This is a genomic window from Sphingomonas sp. ATCC 31555 (genome assembly GCF_000282895.1).
In the GTDB taxonomy this organism is placed as follows: domain Bacteria; phylum Pseudomonadota; class Alphaproteobacteria; order Sphingomonadales; family Sphingomonadaceae; genus Sphingomonas.
Genome location: NZ_ALBQ01000003.1, coordinates 21,464 through 38,346, shown reverse-complemented (window position 1 = coordinate 38,346; position 16,883 = coordinate 21,464). Strand labels below are relative to the sequence as shown.

Below are 16,883 nucleotides of genomic sequence, written 5' to 3'. Positions count from 1 at the left end.
AAGGAGAAGGTCGTGAACGACGAATCCAAGCCGCGCTTTCAGCTCACGCGCCGCAAGATGATCCTTGGCGGTGGCTTGGTGGGCGGCGCGATGGTCGTCGGCTACACCGCCACCCATCCGATGCAGGCCGCAGGTGCGTTGCTCACGGCCGGCGGCCCGGACATGGAGATTGGCCCGTTCGGGCCCTATATCTGCGTCGCTCCTGACGGCTGGGTTTCGATCGTCAACCCGCAGCAGGAGATGGGCCAGGGCATCCACGCCGCGCTGGCGGCGATGATCGCCGAGGAAATGGACGCGGACTGGGATCGCGTGCGCATCGCGGCCGCACCGGTGAACTTCGCCGCCTATGGGCCGCAGATCACCGCGGGCTCGCGGGCCGTCGCCAGCCATTGGAGCCGGCTGCGCCAGACGGGTGCGGCGGCGCGATCGATGTTCGTCGATGCCGCAGCGCTGCGCTGGCAGGTCCCGCGCGGCGCGATCATGGTGCGCGACGGCATCGTTTCGCATCCTGCGTCCGGTCGCTCGACGCACTTTGCCGATCTGCTGGCCGATGCCGCCCGCCAGACCCCGCCCCAACGGCCGGCGCTCAAGCAGCAGAAGGAGTTTCGGCTGATCGGCACCGATCGGGTGCGCCGCAAGGATTGTCTGCCCAAAAGCACCGGCCGCCAGGTCTACACGCAGGACATCCAGCTGCCCGGCATGCTGGTCGCCATGGTCGCACACAGCCCGCGATTCGGCGGCACGCTCGCCCGCTTCGACGATCGTGCGGCGCGAAAGGTGAAAGGCGTGGTCGACATTTTCGCCATCGAGACCGGTGTCGCAGTCGTTGCGCAGACCAGCTTCGCCGCGCGGTCGGGCCGCGATGCGCTGCGGATCGAATGGGACGACGGCGCGGCGGAGCGGCGGTCCTCCCCGGAACTTGCCGGCTGGTATCGCGACATCGCTGCAGGGCGCGCCCAGGCCGATGCCCATGTCTTCGAGACCAAGGGCGACGTCAGCCGGCCGCCCCAGGGCGATCTTTTCGAGACGACGTTCGACTTCCCCTATCTCGCGCACGCCCCGATGGAGCCGCTCGACTGCGTCGCGCAGGTCGAGGGCTGGGATGTCAACATCTGGTCGGGCAGCCACCTCGCCACCGTCGATCAGGTCCAGGCAGCACTCGCGGCACGCACGATCCCCGGCAAGGTCCGCATCGAGGTGCTGTCCGCCGGCGGCTCGTTCGGGCGGCGCGGAGTTGCATCGGCGGACTATCTGGTCGAATGCGTGCGCATCGCCCGGCGAACCAACGGCCGTCCGGTCAAGCTGGTCTGGACGCGGGAGGACGAGATGGCCGCCGGCCAGTATCGGCCCATGGTGCATCACCGCGCGACGATCGCGCTCGGACCGGATGGCTTTCCCGCCGATTGGCGCCACCACATCGTTTCGCAGCGCCTGGTTCCGTTCGGCGCGAACGAGCAGAATGCCGAAGGCGTGGCGAGATCACCCTATTTCGCGGCGGCCTCGGCAGTCGATTGCCGCATCACCACACCGGAGCTGCCCGTCACCGTCGCCTTCTTCCGATCGGTCGGTCACTCGCATTCAGCGATGGTGATGGAGCATATCGTCGATCAGCTCGCCCGCCGCGCGCGTCGCGACCCTGCAGCGTATCGCCGAGCGCTGTACCGAAGGGCAGGTGCCGCCCGGCGGATCAGGGTGCTCGACACGCTCTGCCGCTTCGCCGGATGGGGCACGCCGATCGAGCAAGGCTGGGCGCGCGGCATGGCCGTGCACGAATGCTTCGGCACCTTCGTCGGCCACGTGGCTGAGGTGCGGCTGGACGGCAACCGGCCCTTTGTCCGTCGGGTGACTGCGGTCGTCGACTGCGGCATCGCGGTCTCGCCCGACCAGATCGCCGCGCAGATGGAAGGCGGCATCGGGTTCGGCCTGTCCGCAGCGCTTCACGGCGCTGTCACGCTGAAAAATGGCATCGTCGAGCAGACCAATTTCGATTCCTATCCCATTGTTCGCTTGAACGAGATGCCGGCGGTCAAGACGCACATCCTGCCTTCGGCAGAACCGCCGACGGGCATGGGCGAGCCCGGCGTCGCCCCGATCGCGCCGGCAGTGGCCAACGCCCTGCTCGCCCTGACCGGCCTACCGACGCGGAGCCTGCCATTCCTGACGGGCGGCTCCGCGCCCGCCATGAGCAGTTAAGGTTCGCCCTGCAGAAGAGGGGTGACAGGGTCTCACGATCTGATGGAATCCTGCTGCGTTGAAGGCGAACGCATGGCGACTTCCGGGACCTCGGGCGGGGGCGCAGCGGCGGATCGCCAGGGCGATACAATCCTCGTCGACTCCCGGTCGACTGGACTGTCAACGGCCGCAATGCTCCGCTATTACAGGTCGATAATGGAAACATAACACCCGAGAGCGCTGATGATCGGTGACAATATGTCGCGGCGAGGATTCATCAAAGTCAGTGGCGTGGCTACTGCTTCGCTTGCAGCAACGGCAAGTTCAAACGCCTCCCACGCGCAGGCAAATGGCGGCGCGCTGGCAAAGGGCCAGCCCTTTCCACAGAACGTCAAGCTTCCGACGGAGCCGCCGCGACGCCGCAGTGCGGACACCATCGGCTTCGCCATCGTCGGTCTCGGCGGCTATGCCCTCAATCAGATGATGCCACGCTTTGGTCAGGCCGAGCGCGCCCACGTTGCCGCGCTGGTTTCGGGCAACCCCGATAAGCTCCGCCATGTCGGCGATGCCTATGGCGTCCCGGAAGACGCCCGATATTCTTACGACACATTCGCAAAGATTGCCGCGGACGACCGCGTCGATGCGGTTTATATCGTCCTGCCGAGCGGCCTCCATGCAGAATGGACGATCCGCGCGTTCGCTGCGGGCAAGCATGTCCTTTGCGAAAAGCCGATGGCGCTTTCGAGCGGGGACTGTGAGCGGATGATTGCCGCGGCACGCCGCGCCAACCGCAAGCTGATGATCGCCTATCGATCGCATTTCGAGCCGTACAACCTCGAAGCCATGAAGCTCATGCGACGAAAGGCAGTCGGCGATATCCGACTTGTCCGGACCGAGCAGGCCTATCGGATGGGTCCGACCGATCCGGCGCAGAACTGGCGCGTCAGCCGTTTGCTGGCGGGAGGCGGCCCGCTGGAGGACTATGGGATTTATGGCCTGCAATCGGCCCTGTATCTGACCGGCGAGATGCCTGAGAGCATCAGTGCAACCACCTTTCGGCCCGCGGGCGATCCGCGCTTTGCCGAGATTTTCGCGCATGTTTCCGCGCAGCTGCGATTTCCTTCGGGCGCAGTCGCGCAGATGGTCACCTCCTATGACTCAGCGGGAGGCAACAGCGCGGTCGTCCGCGGCACCAGTGGCTCGCTGATCATGGATCCGGCGACCAGCTATGCCGGACAGACGATGCGGATCGAAGGGCTGAACGAGGGCGAGTTCACTCCAGGCGACCCGATGGTGCAGTTTGCGGGCCAGCTCGATAACCTGGCGGATGCGATCCGTGACAACGCGCAGATAAGGACGCCCGGCGAGATGGGGCTGCGTGACGTTCGACTGATAGAAGCGATTTATGCGTCTGCCCAGGCGAGGCAAATTGTGAAGGTGGCTCCGGACGGACGATTGCGGCGCTGATTGGCCATCAGAACGCCGTCCTTCAGGAGGCACCCACAAAGCCGACGAATGGCGGGTTTCGCCAGAAGCAGCAATTCGATCTCAGGTCCGATAACGTCATGAGCTGGTCGCCAGCTGCCGATCGATCGTGGGACATCTCCGGCGTTCGTAGTTGCCCAACCCGATCGCGTTTGTGCTTCGAACCCGATTTACGAAAAGGGGAGTGGGGCCTGACCCCTGGGGCTCCATTTTTGCTGCAGTGCGGTAAATATTTATTTTGACGAGCGTATTTCGATCGGTTGGTTTCCCTTCACCGCAGGCGATCAGAGCAACTCTACCCGCGCTTTCGGAATTTCGCCTTGATCACCGCACCGCCGACCCGAAGCTGGTCAAGGTAGTCAGACCACCATTGCGCCATGCGAACCCGCTCGTCCCAATGGGGGCCACGGTGATAGGCTGCCCGAACCCGATCCCTTTCGCCATGGGCCAACGCGCGCTCGATCGCATCGGGATGCCAGAGACCTGATTCATTGAGCAGCGTGCTCGCTATGGCGCGAAAGCCATGGCTGGTCATTTCGTCATGTTCGAAGCCCAGGCGTCGAAGTGCGACATTCAACGTGTTGTCGGAGATCGGACGCAACGTCGTATGCAGCGCGGGGAACAGGAAATCGCTGGATCGCGCAAGTGACCGCAGATCCTGGAGAAGATACAGCACCTGCCGGGAAAGTGGCACAGCGTGCGGCTGCTTCATCTTCATGCGCTCCGCGGGCACGCGCCAGACCTTCTCGGCGAAGTCGATCTCGCTCCATTTCGCCTGCCGGAGCTCGCCCGGCCTCAGGAACACATGCGGCGCGATCCGCAGCGCGTAGAGCGTTTCGGGGCGCCCTTTATAGTCCTCGATGGCGCGAAGCAGTTCCCCGACCTTCTTCGGCTGAACGATCGCCGCGTGATGTTTCACGCGTGGAACGGTGAGCGCACCCCGGAGAATGTCCGCCGGGTTCTTCTCGGTACGCAGGGTCGCGAAGCCATAGCGAAACACGCGACCTGCGAAGGAGCGCAGCCGCACCGCCGTTTCGTGATGCCCGCGACGTTCAACGCGCTTCAGGACATCTAGCAACTCGTGCGGCGTGATGGCCGCGATGGGCCGGCGGGCGACCCCACTCAGCAGTTCGAGAAACCAGCGCGCCTTCTTGAGGGTCGTCGCCGATTTCCCCTCGCGCTCCATCTTCTCGATATATTCATTGGCGACCAGCTCGAAGGTGGTCTTCGCCGCCAGTTCCGCCTCAAGCTGCTTCTGGCGCTTCTGCTCGACCGGGTCGAAGCCGTCTGCAAGTTCAGCGCGCGCCTCGTCTCTTTTGTGGCGCGCCTGCTGGAGAGTCACCTCGGGGAAGCTGCCAAGCGACAATTTCCGCTCGACACCAAACACCTTGTAGCGAAATCGCCACAACAATGCCCCGGAGGGCTGGACGAGAAGATACAAGCCATCGCCATCCGGAACCTTGAACGGGCGCGCTGCCGGCTTGAGGGCGCGAATCTCGACATTCGTAAGCATGGTGGGCCACGCCTTCCTGCGATCTCCGTGGCCCACCGATTCGTGGCCCACTTTGGGTGGGCCACGGTGGAACAAAATGGGGAACCACGAGACCCGCAGGAGAGATTTTACCGGAGATTTCTGCGGTTTTCTACAATGTTCTCAATATGTACTGGTGCGCTTACATGACTCGAAAAGTACCGGCAAGCCGCTGAAATCCTGAATTTTTGGAGAGTAATAAAATTTCAAGGCCCCCGAAAAGGCCCCCAGTTATCCACTGCTGCAATTTGGGCATGTGGGGAACAAACGCGTGACTCGAATAGCCGCTTCGATCAGCCACAACAAGCATCATTGCATCTCTTCAGCTGGAGGCACCGGAGGATAGAGGTGCGACATGATCTGGCCTGACATGATCGGATCGAGTTTGTCGGCTTCACCCAACGCCCACTCTTCCCAGGCCGATAGGCTCTGCGTGGCTACATCAGCGCGTTGCTGCATGGCGAGACGGACGGCCACGACCAGTGCACGGAGATCTTGCGATTGGCGCAGCAACTCACCGCTCATCCGTAAGTCGGCGATCCGCTGCTCGTTCTGCTTCCGAATGTGTTCGAGGCGCTGTCGCTCTCGCTCCTTTCTGGTCTCCTCTTCGCGGCGCAGTCGTTCGATCCGTTCCTGTTCGTCCCTGATCTCAGCTTCCTTCAGGCGGCGTCGGAACGCAGCTTCACCGGCAACGATCAATGCAACGGCAATCTCCCCTATTCTCGATTCCAGCCTGCTTCCCGCTTCGTCCTGCCAGGAGCAACCGTCGCCACCTGAACACCTGAGGAACAACGGGGTGCTTGCTGGGAGGTTGGGGTCTGCGATGCGCTCACCAGCGCGCCAGACCGTTGCATGCTTGCCAAGGATTCCAATCTCAAGGCTGAGGCTGGTATCGCCAATGCACGCGCTTGGGCGAAACTCGCGCGGGCGGTCATTCACATAGACCGATGCCGTATGCCCGCGCTTGGCGAGCGCCAGGAACAGACCATTCAGCAGTCGCAATTGCCGCAGATCGACGGGATTGTCGAACTGAGGGCCATCGCCAAACCAGCGGTATTCCGAGACCTTTTCGCGGCGTCGCTGTTCTTTGCGAAGGATGTCGGCGAGCGCCGGATGGTGGGTTTCGAGCGTCTTGGGCACCGACACCTTGCCGAGCAGCTTCGTTTCGCGGGCCCGCAGATCGTCCAAGTCTTCAGGCACCTCCTTGCTGGCGAATGGACCAGACGAAGGCATCGGATTTGCCTTGGCGACAAACTGCTCGAAACGATGGTCGATCTACAGCCGACCGATCTCACCAGGGCGTCGCGGTTGCGGCTTTGGCGGTCCGGGAACCGTGCGACCAGCATGGACGCGATTCCAGTGTCCCTGTGGAGGGGTGACCACGCCGTACTTCTTCAGCAGCTTGCGCAGGGCGACGTCGCTGGTGCCAAATTTTTGCGCGAGGTCGCGCATGGGGGCAGACCATGCGAAGGCAATAAGATCTTCGGGCAAGGCAAGAAAATCGCGGTGTCGGGACCAGTATGACATTTGGGTACTCGGCGCAGTCGAGCGGATGACAAAAAGTGCGCCGATGCCCTCTTCTGAAGAGGCGTTTCCAGTCAAGCGGTTGACAAGCCGCATGCTTTTGGATCGACTTCACCGCCATGAAGGGTGGTCCAAAACCAGCTCCGATAGCACCCAGGCCCGAATTGGGGCCTCTCATGCCTGTTCTGCTGGAAGAACATATCCCTCTGCGCCGCGCCCTGGCGATTTGCTACGACACCGATATCGAAGACGGGCTGGCCAGGATCAATCGGGCTGTCGATTTCGCTCTGGGCCAAGTGAGGCGCACCCTTGATCGCAAATCAAGGTTTCTGAAGTTTTCCATACCCCTCGCCCTTATCGCCGGGGTGGCCATGCTGAGTGACGTCCTCGGGATTTGGCGACAGTCCGCCTGGGTTTTCGGGATCGAGGTCCTGACGTTTGCCTTGCCCGCCATCGGACTGCTGGCTTGGCACCTCTGGCAATACGGGGCCAGCTTCCCGAAGGTCCCGGCAGCGCTGCCGCATGATCCGGATCAGCGCATTGAGACGACCCTGACCGAGCTCCAGAAGGAGTCCGGCCCCCGGGTCTATGCTCGGTCGCTGCTACACGGGAGATATGTGCCGCTCGACAGGAGATTGTTCTTCGGGCGGCTACGCTATCTGGTTCTGTCAGAAGATGTGGGCGAGCGCTCCCATGTGCTGGGTTACCCGGCCCCGATCCCGCTCCTTGGCGACCTCTATGTCACCCGAAACGACGCAGAACGGCTGCTCGCGATGAGCAAGCCAAAGCGCAAGGCAGGCCCAGGCCGCGATCCCAAATATGCCTACCTCGACGCCGTCATTGCCATCATGGCCAGTCCCGAATTGCGTTCAATCGACCTTGCCGATCAGGCAGAAGCGGGGCGTAAAATCGAGAAGCTCCTGCTCGACTGGTTCGAAGATCATGCCGATGCATCTGCGGACATGCCACGGACGGACATGGTTCGCCCCTATGCCAGCAGGATTCTCGCAGCCCTGATCGATCAAGGCTGAACTTTCGCGCTCGTCGCAAAAATTTTTTGCCCGATTTCCGGCTCGCTTCATTTCCGATCAGGCGATGCTGTTTTCCGGGTCGCCGGAAGTTCGCAGAAATCCGCCACTTTCCTCAACCGAGCGACGCACCGGCAGATGTGTGCAACCTGAATTGTCTCCCGCCGCGATTCGGCAAACACAGGAGACGACATTGGAACAGCTTACCGTATCCGTCATGGCAGCAGCCAAGGCGTTAGGCCTCGGTCGAACCTCGATCTACATGCTCATCCGGCAGAACCGGATCGAGACAATCAAGATCGGTAGGCGGACCTTGCTCACGACCTCATCCTTGCGCCGATTGCTCGACGAAAACGCGCAGCGCTGACCCGCGCAGCCACTAACCCAATCCTCTTCCCAAAGGAAATTGCCATGTCTCTTGTCCAGAGACTGCGGGATGCTTTTGCCCGCTCATCGTGCCTCAACTTCGACAATGTCTCGCTGCGGATCGATCGCGGCGTTGCCTATCACCTTGTTCCCATAGCCGAGCGAATGTCGTCCGGGACACATGAAGCCTGGTCGCAGCTGAACGCTATCCGTCCCTTCTTCCTCAGCGAGCGCCCACTGATTTCGATCGTCAGAGGTGACGATATCTGGGTGCATATCGAAGGACCGGAATATGATTGCGGCGGGACGATCTATCCGCTCGGCGCGCAGATGTTCATCGACAAGGCAGGGTGGCTCAATCTCGGCCCCGCCGAAGCAATCGACCTGCACCAGGCAATCCGTCGCGCTGTCGATGCAGCGGCCTATCGCTGGCTGAGCGAGAGGCAAAAGCTGGAACAGGCTTCGCCTTGCAGATCACCTCGGGATCGCTCCGTCGATGACGAGATCGCCCTTCGCCAAATGGCCGCCGCCGCGGGCCAGGATCACCTGGAAATGGAGCCGAGCCATGCTTGACCGTGTGCAGAAAGACACTGGATCGATGGGCTTCGGTTCTGCGAACCGAAGCAGTTATTTGGTTACACACCCCACGCACGCGTGCAGCGAGCATTTCCGCCGGTTTGCGAGCGGGCGGATAGCGCGCCCGCACCCGGCTTCGCCCAAAATTGACGTATTTGCGCCAATTTCAGAGCGCGCCAAGCGCGCGCACGGGAGGCGGCCATGTTGACCGCGACCAAGCGCGCCGTTCGCCTCACGCCGTCGCAGGCCCGCACCCTCACCAGCATCGCCGAAAGGCGCGGTCTAACGGACTATGCGATGCTCCAGCGGATCATCGAAGCAGGCTTTCTGGCCGTCATGCACGGCACCGACAGGGACACCGACACCCGCGAAATTGCTACCGGCGTGGGGGTGATCTCGGAGCGCCTCGCAGAGGTGGAGCGAGTGCTCGACCGCGCCCTGTTCACCGCCTGTGCGGCTTATGCCTACGCCCGCCATTCGGCGCTTGGAACCAAGAAACCCGACGAGGTCATTGCCGCCGATGCCAAGGCCGCATTCGAGCGCCAGCGTTCGCTTGCCCTGGAGATCGAACCATGACCAAGAGCCACGATTTCACCTCCCGTTCGCACTCGCTGTGGCGGATGCGGATGGCCCATTTGCAGCAACGCTTCCGCTTCTTCTGGCAACTAGTCCTGGCCTGCACGCTGTGCGGTTCGGCTCTGGCTGCCCAGATGATTATGCCGCCGCGCGGCACCATGCTGGCGATCCAATGCCTAGGTGCCAGAGGGCTGGTCTTGCTTGGCGACATGGCCGGGCGCGACCTGCAGATGAACGTCACCGTCGGGGTATACAAGACGACGCTCTATGCCCGCACCGTCGCCTATTCGGCGTACTGGTTGCAGCCTTACGACCTCCTGCTTGATTGCCTGTTCTGCGGGGCATTGGCGGGGCTTATCTTGGGCCTGCTAGTCATCTGGCTGATCCAGCAGAACATGTCTTCGCAGGGCGAGCAAACCTTGAGCGACAAGCTTCTGGGCGGCACCCGTGTAATCGGTGAAACGCAGCTTGCCGCGCACACCGCGCCGCGCGCCGATCCTGCCTCGCTGGCCATCGGTCCGGTGCCGATCCCGCGCGGGATCGAGACCCGGCATTTCGCCTTCCTCGGCACCACCGGCAGCGGCAAGACGACCGCGCTTCGCCAGATGCTCGACCGCATCGAGGCGCGCGGCGAACCCGCCCTGGTCTACGACACCAGCGGCGAATTCATCGCCCACTATTACAATCCCGAGCGCGGCGACGTGATCCTCAATCCGTTCGATGGCCGCTGCGCATTCTGGTCGCCGTTCGACGAGATTTCCCATCCCGCCGACGCCGATCGGATTGCCCGCCAGCTTGTTTCCGAAACCGGCAGCCAGGACGATGATGTCTGGCTGGAAACGAGCCGCATTCTCGTCGCCAACATGCTCCGTTCGCTGTGGGCGGAGAAGAACTGCAATCTCGAAGCGCTGCTCGAAGCCTTGCAGGTCAAAAGCAAGGAGCAGTTGAAGCACTGGCTGGGTCATACATCGTCGGCGCGGACCTTCGCCGATGACGCCGACCGCGCCACCGGCAGCGTGCTGTTCATGCTCGCCAAGGCGGCGAACCTGATCCAGTTCCTGCGGGTCGAGGACGACGGGGCGGAGCGATTTGCCTTCCGCGATTTCATCGCCGGGCTGGACGATCGCGAGGGAGCCAAGCCGTGGATCTTCGTGCCCCGCAAGGAGGACTATTTCGAGGCCGCGAAGCCGCTCATGGCCTGCTGGCTCGAATGTGCGGCGAGCGCCGTGCTCGGACTGTCGCCATCGCCAGACCGACGCATCTGGTTCGTGCTCGACGAGCTGGCCGACCTGCCGCGCGTCGAAAACCTGGCGCGGCTGCTGCCCGAAGGCCGCAAGTTCGGCGCGGCGATCGTGCTGACCTTCCAGGCGCTCGGGCAGATGCGTAACCGCTACGGCGCAAACATCGCCGAAGCCATGCTGGCCTGCTGCAATACCAAGTTGTTCCTGCAGACGGTCGACCGCGAAACCCGCCAATGGGCTAGCCAGACCATCGGCGATTGCGAGATCGAAATGCGCGTTGCCACCGACACGCTATCCATCGGCAGCGATGTTCCGCGCACCACGATTGCCACCCAGCGGGCTTTCCGAGCCGCCGTGCTCGAAAGCGAGCTGCGGCTTGCCCCGCACCAGGGCTATCTGCTGCTGCCCGATGGCCTGCCCGTGGCGCGCATCGCCCTCACCGCCGATCATATCCGGGCGCGTGGAGCCGCCCGCCAGCCTGCCTTTGTCGCTGGCGATCCTGCGGGCACCCTGTGGAGCCGGGTGAGCGAGATCGCCCGCAATGCCGCGCCCGATGCCAAGCCGGGACCGGTCTGATGGTCGCCTCGGTCTCGGCCCTGTCGAGTGCTGGACAGGCCGCGAGCTACTACGAGGCTGATGACTATTATGCCGAAGGCGGTCTCGCCCCCTCCGAATGGTTCGGGGAGGCCGCCTCCGCCCTTGGCCTTGAAGGCGAGGTGGACCGCGAGCAGTTCGCTGCCCTGCTGGAAGGTCGGGTGGATGGCGAGCAACTGGGCACTACCCGCGACGGCAAGGTCGAGCACCGGCCCGGTTGGGACATCACCCTGTCCGCGCCCAAGTCCGTCTCGATCATGGCCGAAGTCGCTGGCGACAAGCGGCTGATCGCGGCCCACCGCGCGGCTGTAAAAGTGGCGCTGGCCCATGTCGAAAACCACATGGCCGCGACCCGCGTGCGGGAGGGCGGCGAGGTGCAGCGCCAGACCACCGGCAATCTTGCCATTGCCACCTTCCACCACGCCACGAGCCGGGCGCAAGACCCCCAACTTCACACCCACGCCGTCGTGATCAACGCCACCCAGGACAAGGACGGCAAGTGGCGCAGTCTGGAGCCCCGAGCATTCTATCAGCTCCAGAAGGAGATCGGCGCCATCTACCGGCAGGAACTGGCGCATAGCGTTGCCGAGCTTGGCTACCGGATCGAGCCGGGCAAGGATGCAATGTTCGAGATAGCCGGAGTGCCGGACAAGGCCATCGAGGCCTTGAGCCAGCGCACGGCAGCGATCGATGCACGGCTTGCCGAGCGGGGCACAAGCCGGGAGGAGGCGAGCGCCGCAGAGAAGCAGATTGCCGCACTCGATACCCGCGAAGCCAAGACCCATGCCGATATCCGCGAATTGCGCGCCAACTGGCAGGTCACCGCCGATGCAAATGGGTTCGATGCAGGAGCGCGGGACAGGCTGGTTTCCGGTGCAAAGGAGCAGGCGAGTCAACTTGGTTCATCGGCCAGCCCTGAATTGCTGGCGCGCCAGGCTGTAGCATTCGCCACAGCCAAGCTCTCCGAGCGCGAGGCGGTGTTCTCGGCAAGCACGCTGGCCAGAGAGGCCGGGGATTTCGCTTTCGGCAAGGTAAGACACGGCGAGATCGGTGCGGCGATTGCCAGTGCCGGTGAGCGCGGCGAACTGGTGCCTCGCACATTTCTCGACCGGCGCGGCGCGGAGTTTGCAGGCTACACGACCCCGCAGGCTATTGCGAAGGAGCGCACCATGTTGCAGCTTGAAATGGCCGGGCGCGGCATGGCCGAGCCTCTGGCCAGTCCCATGGCGGCTGCGCGAACAGTTGAGCGCGCTGCAAGGCAGTCGGGACGATCCGGCTACACCTGGACCGAGGATCAGAAGCGCGCGACCGCCGACCTGCTGACATCCCGTGACCGGATTGCCGCCGTTCAGGGCTATGCCGGGACGGCCAAGACCACGACCGTCTTGGCGACCTATGCCCGCGAGGCGGAGCGCGGCGGCTTGTCGGTGACAGCACTTGCGCCAACCGCAGCGGCAGCAACAGTCCTTGGGGATGCGCTTGGTCTGCGCGGCGATACCGTCGCCCGCCACCTTTTGACGCCCGAGGGGCGCATGAACAGCAAAGGCGCTGTCTGGATTGTCGATGAGGCGTCGATGCTTTCTGCCAGCGATATGGCTAAACTGATGGCCAGCGCCGACAAGGTCGGAGCACGGCTCATTCTGGTCGGTGATGTGAAACAGCTCGGTTCGGTCGGAGCAGGTGCTGCGTTCGCACAGTTGCAGGCGGCAGGCATGACCACGACCAGGCTGGCCGAGGTCGTCAGGCAGACCAATGCCGACACCCGCGAGGCCGTCATGGCATCGATCGAAGGGCATGCCGCAAAGGCGCTTGCCGCGCTGGATCGTGGCGGCGGGAAAGTGCTGGAGGCGGCCACCGCGCATGACCGCTTTGAGGCGATGGCACGGCACTACCTGTCCCTGACATCCACCGAGCGGGCGAAGACGCTGGTTATCGAGCCTTCGCGTGACGGGCGCGACACGCTCACCGGCATGATCCGGGATCAGCTGGCATCGCGCGGTGAACTTTCCGCACCAAAGCTGCAATTTGCCGCTCTCGAGGCCAAGGGCATGACCCGTGCCGAGGCGCGCGAAGCGGCCAGCTATGCCATCGGCGATGTCGTCCGGTTCAATCGTGACTATGCCGCGAAGGCGGTGCACCGGGGGGAAGCCCTGTCCATTGTGGGCATCGATCCGGAGCGGGGCCGCATTGCCCTTGCGGGCCGGGATGGCCGGTCGATTGACTGGCATCCGAGGCAATGGGGTGCTGGTAAGGTCGAGGTGTTCGAGGCCAAACCCTTGGAACTGCGCACGGGTGACCGGGTGCAGTTCACCCGCAACGACCGCGATGCGGGACGGATCAACGGACTTGGCGGGACTGTGACCGGCATTGACCTTGCCGCCAGTCAGGCCACCTTGAAGCTGGCCAGCGGGCGCGAGCAGCGGCTCGACCTCTCCGATCCTCGCGACACCCATTTGCGCCACGCCTATGTCCAGACCGCACACGCTGCCCAAGGCCAGACCGCCGAACGCGTCCTGATCCACGCCGACAGCCGTTCGACCAATCTGGTCGACCAGAAGATGCTCTATGTCGCGCTGTCGCGGGCCAGAGGTGAGGCCGTCGTTGTCACCGACGACCGGGACCGGCTTGTCCGCGCGATCTCTGAGCGGGCGGGCGAGAAGCAGACGGCGATGGCAGCGAACCTTCCGGAGCCGGTCAAGGCGAAGGCGATGGGGGCTGGTTTGGGCTGATCGATCCACGTTGCCTTGGCAGGCCATGGCATCCTTCGTCCTGCCGTTGGCATGAACTGCTCCTCTTCAACAGGCCGTGCCTGGCGGATCAACAGCCTGCCCGCTCCCTTCGGGCTGAAGCCCTCCCGTGTTGGATGTTCCGCGTGCCGCTGACCCGCCCGGCCAATCCGGCCTGTCCCTTCATCCGCGTTCCCAACGACAGGACGAAGGATCTTCACCATGGCCAGCATCCAAACCGCCAGTATCTACGACACCATCACCAACCAGATCATTGCCTCGCTTGAAGCCGGAGCCGGGAAATTCTCGCTCCCCTGGCACCGCAGCACCACGCCGCTGACCCGCCCGGTGAACGCAGTGACCCGGAAATCCTATCGTGGCGTCAACGTGCTCGCCCTCTGGGCCTCCGCCGAGGCGCAGGACTTCGGGCATGGCCTCTGGGCGACCTATCGGCAGTGGCAGTCGCTCGGGGCTCAAGTCCGCAAGGGTGAGAAGGCCTCTCCGATCGTGTTCTACAAGGTCATCGACAAGGTCGATGGCAAAGAGACCGAGGAACGGGACAGCTCGGCGCGCATCTTCGCGCAGTCCTCGCATGGGTTCAACGTCGGCCAGGTGGAGGGCTACGCGATGCCGGAACTCCCGAAAGCCACAGACTTCGATCCGATCCCGAACGCCGATGCCTTCGTTGCTGAAACCGGTGCAGCCTTGCGCATCCAGGGAGACAGCGCGCATTACACCCCGTCTACAGATACCATTACCATGCCTGATAGGCAGCTTTTCTTCGCCACTGGATCCGGCAGCGCCGGGCAGAACTGGTACGCCACACTCCTGCACGAACTTGTGCATTGGTCCGGTGCCGAGCACCGGCTTGCACGGACTTTCGGCAAGCGGTTCGCGACGATGCCTATGCGATGGAGGAATTGGTCGCTGAGCTCGGATCAGCGTTCCTGTGCGGCGACCTTGGCCTGTCGTCGAGTCCGCGCCCCGATCATGCCCGCTACCTCGCCAGCTGGATCAAGGTGCTCAAAACCGACAATCGCGCGATCTTCACGGCCGCGAGCGCGGCGGCGAAGGCGGCAGAGTGGCTTGGAGGCATAGAGTGATGACGGGTTGGGTCAGCGCAGATGGTGCGAGCCATGTGCGCCGACCCGCTCCAATTAGTGCAACTGGGCGCTCACCATTTCTTCAGCCGCGACAATCGCCTGCTTTGCCGCGCGCAGTGCAGCAAGCGCCGCATATGCATCCTTTCCAGCCGGATACGGGCCCGGCGGCGGCAGGTTCGTCAAAGGCGACGATGCGACACCGCTGAACACCTTCCCGGTCGCGATTTCCGCGATCCTTCCGCCGTTGACACCGAACCAAGCTGCAATGTCATGCTGACGATCACCTCGCGCCAGCATCCCCTTGATCGTCGCGGCATCAGCTTCAGTGAGGCGAACGCCACTCGGCCTTGCTCGATACGCCATCGTCGTCTCCCTTAGCCGTTCTGAGCAAGCTTGAGCAGCTCGGTTTCAAAGGCGTCCAGCGCCAGCGTATAGCTGCCGTCGTTCTTGCCGATCTTCTGCGCGTCACCGCCGAAGGCCTGGATCAACACTTTGTACTTACGCACGATCTCATCGAGATGCTTGTCGATGAACTTTGCCGGATCGGTCTTCCACTCCAGCTTCCCATCGGCATCGGACCTGAGCAAAGCGCGCAACCCGACTGCAAGTGGAACAATGAAACCATCCGGATAGCGATAGGCGGAATTCAACTTTCCGTACGGCGTACGGGGCTTGGACTTCAGCTTGTCAGCAGGCGTTACCGCGCGAAGAAGCCCGAAACTCCCCTGGTTGCGGTTGTAGGCGCCGGGAAACGCGGCGTAGAGCTGATCGAACAGCGCCGGCATGTCACCAGCGACTTTCAGCGCGCTGGCGATAGCCACGTTGTGCAGTTCGAAAGTGCCGTCTGCAGTCTGCTTGGATACTTCCGGATGTTCCATGAGGGCATCAAAGGCCATCGAACACTTGCCCTTGCCGCTGTAGATATCTGCGGTGCGCGGCGCAGAGATCCCTTCGGGAAGGGCAGCAACGGCCAGCGGAATCCACGACAGAGCGACAATGTCGCGAACCTTCACATCGCCGCCATCGTTCGACTTCCACTCGACGCGCTTGGAAATGTCCGCCGGAACCTGGTCACGAAGGTAATCGTACAGGCCTTTCTTGTTGGCCTTGGCTTCATCGGCGAGCTGGCGGTTGTTGTTCCGTGCCGCACAGATCTCAAAGAGCGAACTCGTGAAGGCTTCGAGAGCGATCTCGTCTTCTGGATCGGCCGGAATCAGCACTTCAAGCGGAACGAGGAAATCCAATGGGCCTCCCTCCCCAGAGGCAGCCGAGCCCTTGAGCGCCTTGACCTTGTCATGGTGTGCCTCCCAGGCCACCTTGAATTCGGGCCAGCTCTTGACCCTTTTGACCTCCTTGGCCTCGACCCCGGCAGCGCCAAGAATGTGCAGGCCGATCGCAAGGGTATTGTGGCCGCCGTCAAGGATGCCCTCGATCGCCGGGTTGTCGAAAGTCATGTGATAGCGCCGCCGTTCCAGCTCCCGGCAATTTGCCGAGGCGACGAGGATGCCTTTGGTCTTGAAGGGGAACAGTTCCGGCGTCGTCTGGATCGACTCCATGATATCGGCGGTAATCGGACCAACCTTCGCAGTGCGGGGGTTGGCTTCCAGATCGGCGGCGTCCAGCAGGGGCAGCAGATTCCGCGCACGCGCAAAGCCGATTAGCCGCGTAACAGGCCCTTCGGTCTGGCGGTCAACGGTTTCAAAGCGAATGAGAAGTTCGTTCGGGTTCATGTGTAGTCTTCCTATCCAGGAGGACTGGCGCTGAACGGCGTTGGCAAATTCAAACCAACGGAATGAGCAGGCGGGTAACCCGGCTCAACCGCCACCATCCGGTGACAACCCCATCCAGAACCAATCCAGGTTCATTTTCAGCCCACCATCTCGGCAAGCCACATGAATATGGCACGATCCGAAAAATTTGCAAGCCCACGCGAACTCGCCAATATTCCTCGCCAATTACAC

At 62.9% G+C, this 16,883-nt stretch carries 13 protein-coding genes and 1 pseudogene; 9 read left to right on the top strand and 5 right to left on the bottom strand.

Annotated elements, in window-relative coordinates:
• Nucleotides 1–12 precede the first annotated feature (12 nt).
• Together B215_RS0100935 and B215_RS0100930 are read left to right on the top strand one after the other, a co-directional pair.
• Nucleotides 13–2,193 (top strand): xanthine dehydrogenase family protein molybdopterin-binding subunit, encoded by a 2,181-nt coding sequence (locus B215_RS0100935; RefSeq protein ID WP_019367743.1) that lies wholly within the window; start codon nucleotides 13–15, stop codon nucleotides 2,191–2,193.
• Between the two features lie 222 nt (nucleotides 2,194–2,415).
• Nucleotides 2,416–3,639 carry a Gfo/Idh/MocA family protein gene (locus B215_RS0100930; protein WP_019367742.1) on the top strand — a complete coding sequence of 408 codons (1,224 nt, stop codon included), beginning with the start codon at nucleotides 2,416–2,418 and terminating at the stop codon, nucleotides 3,637–3,639.
• Between the two features lie 313 nt (nucleotides 3,640–3,952).
• On the opposite strand, the gene B215_RS0100925 is transcribed toward B215_RS0100930, so the two are convergent.
• From B215_RS0100925 to B215_RS21135, 3 genes are all read right to left on the bottom strand, one after another.
• Complete coding sequence (locus B215_RS0100925) at nucleotides 3,953–5,170, bottom strand: tyrosine-type recombinase/integrase (RefSeq protein ID WP_019367741.1); 1,218 nt, start codon at nucleotides 5,168–5,170, stop codon at nucleotides 3,953–3,955.
• A 327-nt stretch (nucleotides 5,171–5,497) separates the two neighbouring features.
• On the bottom strand, nucleotides 5,498–6,376 hold the full coding sequence (locus B215_RS21140; RefSeq protein ID WP_152997699.1) for a hypothetical protein: 879 nt from the start codon (nucleotides 6,374–6,376) through the stop codon (nucleotides 5,498–5,500).
• Between the two features lie 87 nt (nucleotides 6,377–6,463).
• Entirely contained in the window at nucleotides 6,464–6,808 is a 345-nt protein-coding gene (locus B215_RS21135; protein ID WP_152997700.1) for a hypothetical protein, read from the bottom strand.
• An 80-nt stretch (nucleotides 6,809–6,888) separates the two neighbouring features.
• Here B215_RS21135 and B215_RS0100905 point away from each other — a divergent pair, with 80 nt between their 5' ends.
• The 7 genes and pseudogenes from B215_RS0100905 (at nucleotide 6,889) to B215_RS21710 (ending at nucleotide 14,922) form a co-directional block, all read left to right on the top strand.
• The gene (locus B215_RS0100905) at nucleotides 6,889–7,743 is read left to right on the top strand and encodes a hypothetical protein (protein ID WP_019367737.1); all 855 of its coding nucleotides are present in this window, start codon (nucleotides 6,889–6,891) and stop codon (nucleotides 7,741–7,743) included.
• 190 nt (nucleotides 7,744–7,933) lie between these two features.
• Nucleotides 7,934–8,107, top strand: coding sequence for a helix-turn-helix domain-containing protein (locus B215_RS21715; RefSeq protein ID WP_019367736.1), 174 nt, complete (start codon nucleotides 7,934–7,936; stop codon nucleotides 8,105–8,107).
• Between the two features lie 44 nt (nucleotides 8,108–8,151).
• Nucleotides 8,152–8,679: a hypothetical protein gene (locus B215_RS21130; protein WP_236704375.1), complete on the top strand. Its 528-nt coding sequence runs from the start codon at nucleotides 8,152–8,154 to the stop codon at nucleotides 8,677–8,679.
• Nucleotides 8,680–8,883: 204 nt separating this feature from the next.
• On the top strand, nucleotides 8,884–9,258 hold the full coding sequence (locus B215_RS0100890; protein WP_019367734.1) for a hypothetical protein: 375 nt from the start codon (nucleotides 8,884–8,886) through the stop codon (nucleotides 9,256–9,258).
• A complete protein-coding gene (locus B215_RS19355; protein WP_019367733.1) occupies nucleotides 9,255–11,075 on the top strand; it encodes a type IV secretion system DNA-binding domain-containing protein in 1,821 nt (606 codons plus the stop codon). The genes B215_RS0100890 and B215_RS19355 overlap by 4 nt, the downstream gene beginning before the upstream one ends.
• Nucleotides 11,075–13,822 carry a MobF family relaxase gene (gene mobF, locus B215_RS0100880; protein WP_019367732.1) on the top strand — a complete coding sequence of 916 codons (2,748 nt, stop codon included), beginning with the start codon at nucleotides 11,075–11,077 and terminating at the stop codon, nucleotides 13,820–13,822. Before B215_RS19355 ends, mobF begins: the two co-directional genes overlap by 1 nt.
• Before the next feature lie 219 nt (nucleotides 13,823–14,041).
• A pseudogene (locus B215_RS21710) lies at nucleotides 14,042–14,922 on the top strand (ArdC family protein).
• 54 nt (nucleotides 14,923–14,976) lie between these two features.
• Here the strand turns inward: B215_RS21710 and B215_RS0100870 are convergent.
• Both B215_RS0100870 and B215_RS0100865 read right to left on the bottom strand, forming a co-directional pair.
• A complete protein-coding gene (locus tag B215_RS0100870; RefSeq protein WP_026008811.1) occupies nucleotides 14,977–15,285 on the bottom strand; it encodes a hypothetical protein in 309 nt (102 codons plus the stop codon).
• Between the two features lie 11 nt (nucleotides 15,286–15,296).
• Nucleotides 15,297–16,652, bottom strand: a complete 1,356-nt coding sequence (locus B215_RS0100865) for a hypothetical protein (RefSeq protein ID WP_019367730.1) — start codon at nucleotides 16,650–16,652, stop codon at nucleotides 15,297–15,299.
• Nucleotides 16,653–16,883 lie beyond the last annotated feature (231 nt).

What these genes read in the sequence shown, in the direction of transcription:
- B215_RS0100925 (WP_019367741.1), bottom strand. Translation starts at nt 5,170, where the DNA reads ATGCTTACGAATGTCGAGATTCGCGCCCTCAAGCCGGCAGCGCGCCCG.
- B215_RS0100930 (WP_019367742.1), top strand. Translation starts at nt 2,416, where the DNA reads ATGATCGGTGACAATATGTCGCGGCGAGGATTCATCAAAGTCAGTGGC.
- B215_RS0100905 (WP_019367737.1), top strand. Translation starts at nt 6,889, where the DNA reads ATGCCTGTTCTGCTGGAAGAACATATCCCTCTGCGCCGCGCCCTGGCG.
- mobF (WP_019367732.1), top strand. Translation starts at nt 11,075, where the DNA reads ATGGTCGCCTCGGTCTCGGCCCTGTCGAGTGCTGGACAGGCCGCGAGC.
- B215_RS19355 (WP_019367733.1), top strand. Translation starts at nt 9,255, where the DNA reads ATGACCAAGAGCCACGATTTCACCTCCCGTTCGCACTCGCTGTGGCGG.
- B215_RS0100870 (WP_026008811.1), bottom strand. Translation starts at nt 15,285, where the DNA reads ATGGCGTATCGAGCAAGGCCGAGTGGCGTTCGCCTCACTGAAGCTGAT.
- B215_RS21130 (WP_236704375.1), top strand. Translation starts at nt 8,152, where the DNA reads ATGTCTCTTGTCCAGAGACTGCGGGATGCTTTTGCCCGCTCATCGTGC.
- B215_RS21135 (WP_152997700.1), bottom strand. Translation starts at nt 6,808, where the DNA reads ATGCGGCTTGTCAACCGCTTGACTGGAAACGCCTCTTCAGAAGAGGGC.
- B215_RS0100865 (WP_019367730.1), bottom strand. Translation starts at nt 16,652, where the DNA reads ATGAACCCGAACGAACTTCTCATTCGCTTTGAAACCGTTGACCGCCAG.
- B215_RS0100890 (WP_019367734.1), top strand. Translation starts at nt 8,884, where the DNA reads ATGTTGACCGCGACCAAGCGCGCCGTTCGCCTCACGCCGTCGCAGGCC.